Annotated in this window: 7 protein-coding genes and 1 pseudogene; 3 read left to right on the top strand and 5 right to left on the bottom strand. The window is 65.0% G+C overall.

Annotated elements, in window-relative coordinates; translation table 11 throughout:
- The 5 genes and pseudogenes from ABWW33_RS31435 to ABWW33_RS31415 all read right to left on the bottom strand — a co-directional run.
- Positions 1-135 (bottom strand): annotated as a pseudogene (locus tag ABWW33_RS31435) (ABC transporter ATP-binding protein); the annotation flags it as partial.
- A gap of 24 nt (positions 136-159) precedes the next feature.
- Entirely contained in the window at positions 160-1,935 is a 1,776-nt protein-coding gene (locus ABWW33_RS31430) for an ABC transporter permease (protein ID WP_353405357.1), read from the bottom strand.
- 69 nt (positions 1,936-2,004) lie between these two features.
- Positions 2,005-3,102, bottom strand: a complete 1,098-nt coding sequence (locus tag ABWW33_RS31425; protein WP_413446253.1) for an ABC transporter substrate-binding protein — start codon at positions 3,100-3,102, stop codon at positions 2,005-2,007.
- Between the two features lie 31 nt (positions 3,103-3,133).
- A complete protein-coding gene (locus ABWW33_RS31420) occupies positions 3,134-4,105 on the bottom strand; it encodes a Bug family tripartite tricarboxylate transporter substrate binding protein (RefSeq protein WP_176652061.1) in 972 nt (323 codons plus the stop codon).
- A gap of 87 nt (positions 4,106-4,192) precedes the next feature.
- Positions 4,193-5,257, bottom strand: a complete 1,065-nt coding sequence (locus ABWW33_RS31415) for a porin (protein ID WP_176652062.1) — start codon at positions 5,255-5,257, stop codon at positions 4,193-4,195.
- A gap of 228 nt (positions 5,258-5,485) precedes the next feature.
- Here ABWW33_RS31415 and ABWW33_RS31410 point away from each other — a divergent pair, with 228 nt between their 5' ends.
- From ABWW33_RS31410 to ABWW33_RS31400, 3 genes are read left to right on the top strand one after another with little or no spacing between them, the layout of a single operon-like run.
- Complete coding sequence (locus tag ABWW33_RS31410; RefSeq protein WP_176652063.1) at positions 5,486-6,202, top strand: response regulator; 717 nt, start codon at positions 5,486-5,488, stop codon at positions 6,200-6,202.
- Entirely contained in the window at positions 6,203-7,696 is a 1,494-nt protein-coding gene (locus tag ABWW33_RS31405; protein ID WP_353405354.1) for a sensor histidine kinase, read from the top strand.
- Positions 7,693-8,265: a CDP-alcohol phosphatidyltransferase family protein gene (locus ABWW33_RS31400; protein ID WP_353405352.1), complete on the top strand. Its 573-nt coding sequence runs from the start codon at positions 7,693-7,695 to the stop codon at positions 8,263-8,265. Before ABWW33_RS31405 ends, ABWW33_RS31400 begins: the two co-directional genes overlap by 4 nt.
- Positions 8,266-8,280 lie beyond the last annotated feature (15 nt).

The following is an 8,280-nucleotide window of genomic DNA, read 5'->3' as shown; positions in this document are numbered from 1 at the left end:
GCCGCTGCCCGACGGGCCAAGCAGCGCCACCACTTCGCCTTTTTGCAGGTGCATGGACACGCCCTTCAGGATCTGGTTGGCGTGCGCGCCGGTGCCGTAGTCCAGGTGCAGGTCGTTGACGGTCAGTTCATTCATGATGATGTCTCGTTTCATAATTTTTTAGTTATGCAGCTTCACGCCAAAGCGCAATGCGACGCCCAGGCCGATGGCCACCAGCGATATGTTGATGAACGATAGCGCCGCCACCAGGTCGGTGGAGCCGGTCCCCCACAACGATACCAGCATCGCGCCGATCACCTCGGTGCCCGGCGACAGCAGATACACGCCGGTCGAATATTCGCGCTCGAAGATCAGGAACACCATCAGCCACGCGCCCAGCAGGCCGTACTTCACCAGCGGCACCGTGACGTCGCGGGTCACCTGGCCGCGCGATGCGCCGACCGCGCGCGCCGCCTCTTCCAGTTCCGGTCCGACCTGCAGCAGCGCGGTCGAGATCAGGCGCATGCCGTAGGCCAGCCACACCACCGAATACGCCAGCCACAGGGCGAAGATGGTCGAGCGCAGCGAACGCAGCACCGGTATCGCATGCTCGCTCAGCCACAGGGCGGCGCCGTTGTCCATGCCCTTCAGCATGCCATCGAGCCAGCTCGGCACGAACAGGAACACCCACAGGAAGGACAGGCCGGCCAGCAGGCCAGGCACGGCGCGCGGCACCAGCACGCTGTAGTCGAGGAAGCGGGTGATGCCGTCCGGCTTGCGGTGCATGGCCAGCGCGATGGCGCAGTAGCAGCACACCGCCAGCGCGCCGCCGATCACGCCGATCAGGATCGTGTTCAGGATGCCGCGCATCAGCGCCGGCTGCTCCATGATTTCGCGGAAGTGCGACAGGGTCAGCACGTCGCGCAGGTTCACGCCCTCGCCCCAGTACTGGACGAAGGAGCGCAGCACGATGCCCGACATCGGCATGATGATGGTGAACATCAGCCAGGCGAAGATCAGCGCGAAGGCCAGCCATTTCCATTTACCCAGCGGCATGGACTTCGAACGCGCGCCCTTGCCCTTGATCGAGACGAACTTGTTGGCGGACTTCAGCAGCCAGCGCTGTATCATCACCAGCGGCATCGTCACCATCACCAGGCAGACGGCGACGGCGGCCATCAGATGGTAGGACGGCGTCCCCAGCTTGTTGGTCAGCTTGTACAGGTAGGTGGCCAGCACCAGGTGGCCTTCCGGATCGCCCAGCACCAGCACCAGGCCGAACACCTCGAAGCCGAGGAAGAACACCAGCACGGCGGCATAGGCCAGCGCCGGCGTGATCATCGGCAGCGAGACGTTGAACATCACCTGCAGCGGCGAGGCGCCGGCCACGCGGGCCGCCTCCTCCACGTCGGAGCCGAGGCTCTTCAGCGCGGACGAGGCGTACAGGTAGACGTGCGGCACGTGCGTCAGGCCGGCGATCACCACGATGCTGGTGAAGGAGTAGATATTCCAGGGGATGAAGCCGAGGATGTCCTTGGCCCACAGCGAATAGAAACCTACTGGTCCCATCGAGACGACGTAGCCGAAGCCCATCACCATCGGCGACACGAAGATAGGCACCAGCAGCATCGGCGCGATGAAGCCGCGGCCCGGCAGGTCGGTGCGTATCATCAGGAAGGCCAGCATGCCGCCCAGCGGCACGGCGATCGCGGTCAGGCCGGCGGCCAGCAGGAAGGCGTTCTTGAACGCCACGGAGAAATCGGGATCGTCGAAGATGAAGCGGTAGGCGTCCAGGCCCAGGTTTTTGACGGGCATGAAGAACGGCGCGTCCAGGAAGCTTTGGTAAAAGATCAGCAGCAGCGGCAGGAAGATGGCGATGGCGGCCAGCGTCACCACCACGCCGCGCGGCCAGTTGATGCTGCGCCGGCCGGAGCCAGGGATAGAGAGAGTTTGCATAGTGATTCCGTAGAAGCGGATGGATGTTGCGGCCGGCGCGCGGCGAACGTCGCGCGCCGGCGATACGGATTACTTCTTGCCTGCGGTTTCTTTCCACTGCTTGAGGAAAGCCATGCGCTTTTGCGGGCCCAGGAACTGCAGCACGATAGGATGGACCGGCACCGGCTTGACGTTGTCCTTGCCGATCTGCTTGATCAGGTCCGCCGAGGTGGTCTCGCCGGTGACGTCGGCGCGGATCGCGAACAACTTCGAGTCGTTGGCGATGATGGTCTGGCCGCGGTGCGACAGCATGTAGTCCAGCCACAGCTTGGCGGCGTTGACGTTCTTGGCGGCCTTGTTGATGAAGAACACGCGCGACAGGATCAGCGTGTAGTCCTTCGGCAGTACCACGCCGATCGACGGATCGGTCTTGGCGCGCACCAGCGCGTAGGAGCCCAGCACGTTGTAGCCGATCAGGTTCTCGCCCGACGAGATACGCTCCATCATCGTGCCGGTGGACGACTGCACGCGCACCTTGGCTTCGCCGAAGGCGTTTTCCAACTCCAGGAACTTCGGATTCTCACGCGCGTCCTGCGTCATGAACATGAAGCCGACGCCGGATTTCTCGATGTCGTAGGTGGTGACCTTGTCCTTGAATTTCGGCTGCAGAATCAGCTTGGCGAAATCGGCGTGCGTCTGCGGCACTTCCTTGGCGTCCACCAGGCGCTTGTTGTAGACGATGGCGGCCGGCTCGAACGTGGTGCCGTAGGCCTGGTCGTCCCATACCGCCCAGCCGGGGATCTTGGCCGCTTCCACCGACTTGTACTTGAGCGCATAGCCGTCCGACGCCAGGCGCATCTGCAGGTCCATCGCGGACGACCACATGCCGTCTGCCGTGTTGCCGCCGGCGGCAACCTCGGAGATGAAGCGGTTGTACACCTCGGTCGAGTTCATGTCGTTGTACTCGACGGTGATGCCCGGGTACAGCGCGTTGAAGTCCTTGATCAGCGGCGCGGTCGCCTTGCTGTCGGTGGCGCCGTAGAGCACCAGCTTGCCCTCTTTCTTGGCGCCGTCGATGATCTTCTGATAGTCGGCCGGATAGCCGGCGGGCACCTGCGCAAAAGCCGGGGCGGCAAGCGTCGCAGCAAACAGGGTGGCGCATGCAGCGGCCAAAGTGGTCTTCATCATCTTCGTCTCCAGTTCTTATATGTTTGTTTGATCAGCGCACCAGACCGAGTTCGGCGGCGCGCCTGCCGTAATCGTCCACGGCCTTTTTTACGTACGCTCCCAGCGCGTCGCCGGTCAGCCCAAACGGGAACAGCCCCGACGCCGCGCGCATTTGCGCGAACTGCGGACTGGCCAGCACCCGGTCGAAGTTCGATACCCAGTGCTGATAATCCGCATCCGACACTTGAGGCCCCATCCACACGCCGCGGATGATGGGCCACACCACATCGATGCCCTGCTCGCGCGCCGTCGGCACATTCGCCAACACGCCCGGCAGCCGGTGTTCGGCCAGTATCGCCAGCACCCGCGTATTGCCGCTGGCCGCATACAAGGTCGCCTCGCTGGCGTCGCCGGACACCACCTGCACCAGATTCGCGTGCATCGCGGCGAAGGCTTCGCCGCCGCCTTCCAGCGCCACGAAACGCAGCACCTTGGGATCGACGCCGGCGGTCTTGACCACCATCGCCATCTTCAGCCAGTCCTGGCTGCCGATGGTGCCGGAGACGCCGATCAGCACCTTCTGCGGATGATCCTTCAGCGCCGCCACCAGCTCACCCAGCGTCTTGTAGGGCGAATCGGCGCGCACCGCGATCATGCCGTAGTCGGCGCCCAGCGCCGCCACCCAGCGCACATCGGCCGCCTTGGCCTTGCCGAACTTGCCCTGCGCCAGATTGAGCAGCGAGCCGCCCGAAAAAGCCACCAGCGTGTTCGGTTCCGCGCGCCGCTGCGACACCAGCGAATGCCAGGCCACCGCTCCAATGCCGCCCGGCAGATAGCTGATGTGCATATCCGACGGCGGCGGGTTCGGCGACCCGCGCAAGCCCTGCAAACCCTTTTGCGCCAGCTTGCAGGTGAGGTCCATCGCCCCGCCCGGCTTGGACGGCACGATGCACTCCAGGCTTGCGGCCTGCGCTGCCGCGCCCAGAAAAAGCGCGGCAATCAAAGCCAGCAAAACTTTAGTCATCTTGTAGGTATCTTAGAACGGTGAAGCTTTCAAAGCGCTTTCAGGACGCGGCGTTTTGAAGAAAAACGCCGCGTCCTTTTCCTTGGCTTAGAAGCGGTGCTGCATGCCGACGGTCACACCGTGCTGGGTGGTGCCGTAGCCGGCGTCGTCGCGCGACAGGCCGGTCAGCTGGCCATTCTTGGCCTTGACGTAGGCGGCCGACACATGCAGGTCGGTGCGCTTGGACAGTGCGTAGCGATAGCGCGCCACGTACATGGTCGGGTCGGCGTCCTTGCCGGCGGCGACGTTCTTGACGTTCATATGATAGATCGCGCCGGTCAGCGTGGTCACGTCGTTGGTCTTGTAGGCGACGCCGGCCCAGGTGGTGGTGGCATCGACATCGGCCGTCAGGGCCTTGCCGGCGACGAGTTTGTAGTCGCGCACCACGCCCCACAGCTTCAACGGGCCGTTCTCGTAGTTGGCGCCCAGGTGCCAGACGGTGTTCTTGTCGCGGTTGCCGGTGGCGGCCACGGTGTTGCCGTTGTTGCGCTCCCAGGTCGCCATCAGGTTGGCGCCGCCGATTTTGTAGACGCCTGCGAAGCCGACCTTGGCGCTGTCCTGCGTGCCGGTGGTCTGCTCACCCGCCGCGTAGTTGGCGGCAAACTTGAAGTCGCCGAAGGTGTTGCTGTACTTGATGATGTTGTCGTAAGCGGTGGTGAAGCCGTACTTGCTAGGGCCGGTGGCCGGACCGGAAGTGGCCCACGAGTAGTACGGTGCGAAGCCCATCGGATCGAAGGAAATCACGGTGTCGTACACGCTGGTGAACGAGCGGCCGAGAACGACGCGGCCGAACGAACCTTCGAGGCCCACGGTGGCCTGACGCTTGAACAGCGGGCCGTCGGCGGCGCCGGTGTCCATCAGGATGCCGCCTTCCAGGTTGAATACTGCTTTCAAACCGCCACCCAGATCTTCGGTGCCACGCAAGCCCCAGCGCGAGGTGTTCATACCGCCGGAAATCACGCTGGTCTGGCTGCCGCCTGTTGGTGTTTTGTTATTGGCGACTTCAACGCCCATGTCCAGCAGGCCGTAGACCTGCACGTTGGTTTGCGCCTGGACGGCGCCACTTGCTGCGGCCAAAGCCATGACTGCGAGGGTCAATGCGGATTTCTTCATGTTGTCTCCAGAGGATATAGTTATTTGTGATGCCTGATTTTTGTGATCAGGCTGTCACTATAGGAGTCGCTTCCTTTCAATTGCCTTTCACTGGCATTTCATTACCACATCGGCGCGGATACCTGTCGTCCATGCACCACAAACCAGGCGAGGGCTTCCCTTTTGCGGCGCCTGAGACCATGATTCTGGCCTTACACTGAACTTATTTCATATTGTTGGCAAGAACTTATGCGCATACTGTTAGTTGAAGACCACACTGAGCTCTCACATTGGCTGTCGAAGGCGCTGCGCGACGCCAACCTGACGGTTGAATGCGCGGACAACGGCGCCGACGCCGACGCCCTGCTGCACACGCAGGATTACGCGCTGGTGATCCTGGACCTGACCCTGCCGCGCATGGACGGACTGGAAGTGCTGAAGCGCCTGCGCGCGCGCGGCGCCCCGCGCGGCCAGACCCCGGTGCTGATACTGACCGCCCGCGGCGGCCTGGAAGACCGGGTGCAGGGCCTGAACCTGGGCGCCGACGACTATCTGGCCAAGCCCTTCGAACTGGCCGAGCTGGAAGCGCGGGTCAAGGCTTTGCTGCGCCGCAGCGTCGGCAACGAGGCGCTGGTGCACAACTGCGGCGCGCTCAGCTTCGACACCGTCACCCGCATGTTCACCTACGCCGGCAACGCGCTGGCGCTGACGCCGCGCGAACACGCGGTGCTTGAAACGCTGATCACCCGCGCCGGCCGCGCCGTCTCCAAGGAGAAGCTGTTCGACGAAGTCTTCGCGCTGGCCGACGACGCCAACCTCGACGCCATCGAACTGTACATCCACCGCGTGCGCAAGAAACTCGACATCGCCGGGCCGGATGCCGCCGTCATCACCACGCTGCGCGGCATCGGCTACCTGCTGCAGCCCCGCCCCGCCTCGGCTACGCCTTCCACCCCAGCCGGTTAAATGGCGCTTTCCGGCACACTCCATCGCCTGATCGGTCCCGGCGCGCCGCTGGGCAGCCTGCGCGGCCAGCTGCTGCGCTGGCTGCTGGGCCCTTTGCTGGTGCTGGTGGCGCTGAACACCGTCTCGGTCTACCGCAACGCGCTCGACGCCGCCGATGTCGCCTACGACCGCTCGCTGCTGGCCTCCACCCGCGCGCTGGCGGAGCGCGTCTCCATCGTCGACGGCAAGGTGGTGGCGGACGTGCCCTACGTGGCGCTGGACAGCTTCGAGACCGACACGCTGGGCCGCATCTACTACAAGGTCACGGGGCTCAACGGCGAGACGGTATCCGGCTACGGCGACCTGCCGGCGGTGCCGGCCAACGTGCCGCGCTCGGAAGCCTATCCGGCGCTGGTGCGCTTCTATCACGCCAGCTACAACGGCCAGCCGGTGCGCATCGCCGCGCTGCTGCAGCCGGTGTACGACGACTCGATGCGCGGCATCGCGCTGATCCAGGTCGGCGAGACGCTGGAGGCGCGGCGCGGCCTGTCGAACCAGATCCTGTTCGACACGCTGGTGTGGCAAGCCTTGCTGCTGCTGGCGGTGGCGCTGCTGGTATGGTTCGCGGTGCGGCTGGTGCTGCAGCCGTTGATGCGGCTGAAAATCGCGGTGGAGACGCGTAGCCTGAACGACTCGTCCGACGTCGATCCGACGCTGGTGCACAAGGAGGTGCGGCCGCTGGTGGCGGCGATGAACAGTTCGCGCTCGCGGCTGCACATCCTGATCAGCAGCCAGCGCCGCTTCATCGCCGACGCCTCGCACCAGCTGCGCACCCCGCTGACGGTGCTGAAGACTCAGGCCGAACTGGCGCTGCGCGAATGCGACCGCGCCGGCGCCCATCCCGACGAGACCAGGGCCGCGCTGCGCGAGATCGTCCACAGCATCGCCGCCACCACCGACTCCACCGTCAACCTGGCCAACCGCCTGCTGACGCTGGCCCGCATCGAACATGGCGGCAACGCCGACGGCGCGGCGGCGCAATCGGAACCGGTGTCGCTGCGCGACATCGCGCGCCAGGTCGGGCTGGAGATGGCGATGGCGGCGGTGGCCAAGCAGATCGACCTGTCGCTGGAGGCCGAGACGGAATGCGTCGTCGACGGCCAGGGTCTGCTGCTGCACGAGATGATCGCCAACCTGGTCGACAACGCCTTGCGCTACACGCCGCAGGGTGGCACGGTGGTGCTGCGGGTGGCCCAACGTGGCGGCGGCGTGACGCTGGAAGTCGAAGACAGCGGCCACGGCATCCCGGCGTCGGAACGCGAGCGCGTGTTCGCGCCGTTCTACCGCGCCGCCGCCACGCTGGAGCGCAATCCCGGCGGCGCCGGCCTGGGCCTGGCCATCGTGCGCGACATCGCCAGCCTGCACGGCGCCGGCATCACGCTGTCCGACGCCGCCGGCGGCCAGGGGCTCAAGGTCGAGATCAGGCTTCCCGCGATGGCTTCAGCGTCGAAATGATGGCTGCGGCGATCAACCTGATTCCCGTCTCGCTGACGACGCTGCGCGCGCTGCTGGCGCCGGTGGTGGTGGTGCTCGCCCTCTACCATCCCAGCGGCGCCGCATTCGGCGCCTGCCTGGTCGCAGCCTTCCTGTCGGACGTATTCGACGGCATCATCGCGCGCCGCCTCGGCATCGCGACACCGAACCTGCGCCGGCTCGACAGCGTCGCCGACTCCATCTTCTACCTCGCCGCCGTATTCGCAGCCTGGCACCTGCACCCCGACGCGATCCTCGACCATGCGGCCGCGCTGGCCGTGCTGGCCACGCTGGAACTGGCCCGCTACGCCTACGACCTGCGCAAGTTCGGACGCGAAGCCAGCTACCACATGTGGTCCTCGAAACTGTGGGGCATCTTCCTGTTCGCCGGCTTCTTCGCGCTGCTGGTGCTGGGCCTGAACGGCACGGCCGTGGCGCTGGCCATCTACATGGGCATCGTCGCCGATGTAGATGGCCTGGCCATCTCCGTCATCCTGCCGCGATGGCAAACCGACGTGCCTTCCTTCGTCCACGCACTGCGCCTGCGGTAAAATAGCGACATCCAT

The sequence above is a fragment of the Duganella hordei genome (assembly GCF_040369125.1).
GTDB classification, from domain to species: Bacteria; Pseudomonadota; Gammaproteobacteria; order Burkholderiales; family Burkholderiaceae_D; genus Rugamonas; species Rugamonas hordei.
Note: the sequence above shows the minus strand (reverse complement) of the source record. Positions and strands in the feature narration are given on the sequence as shown.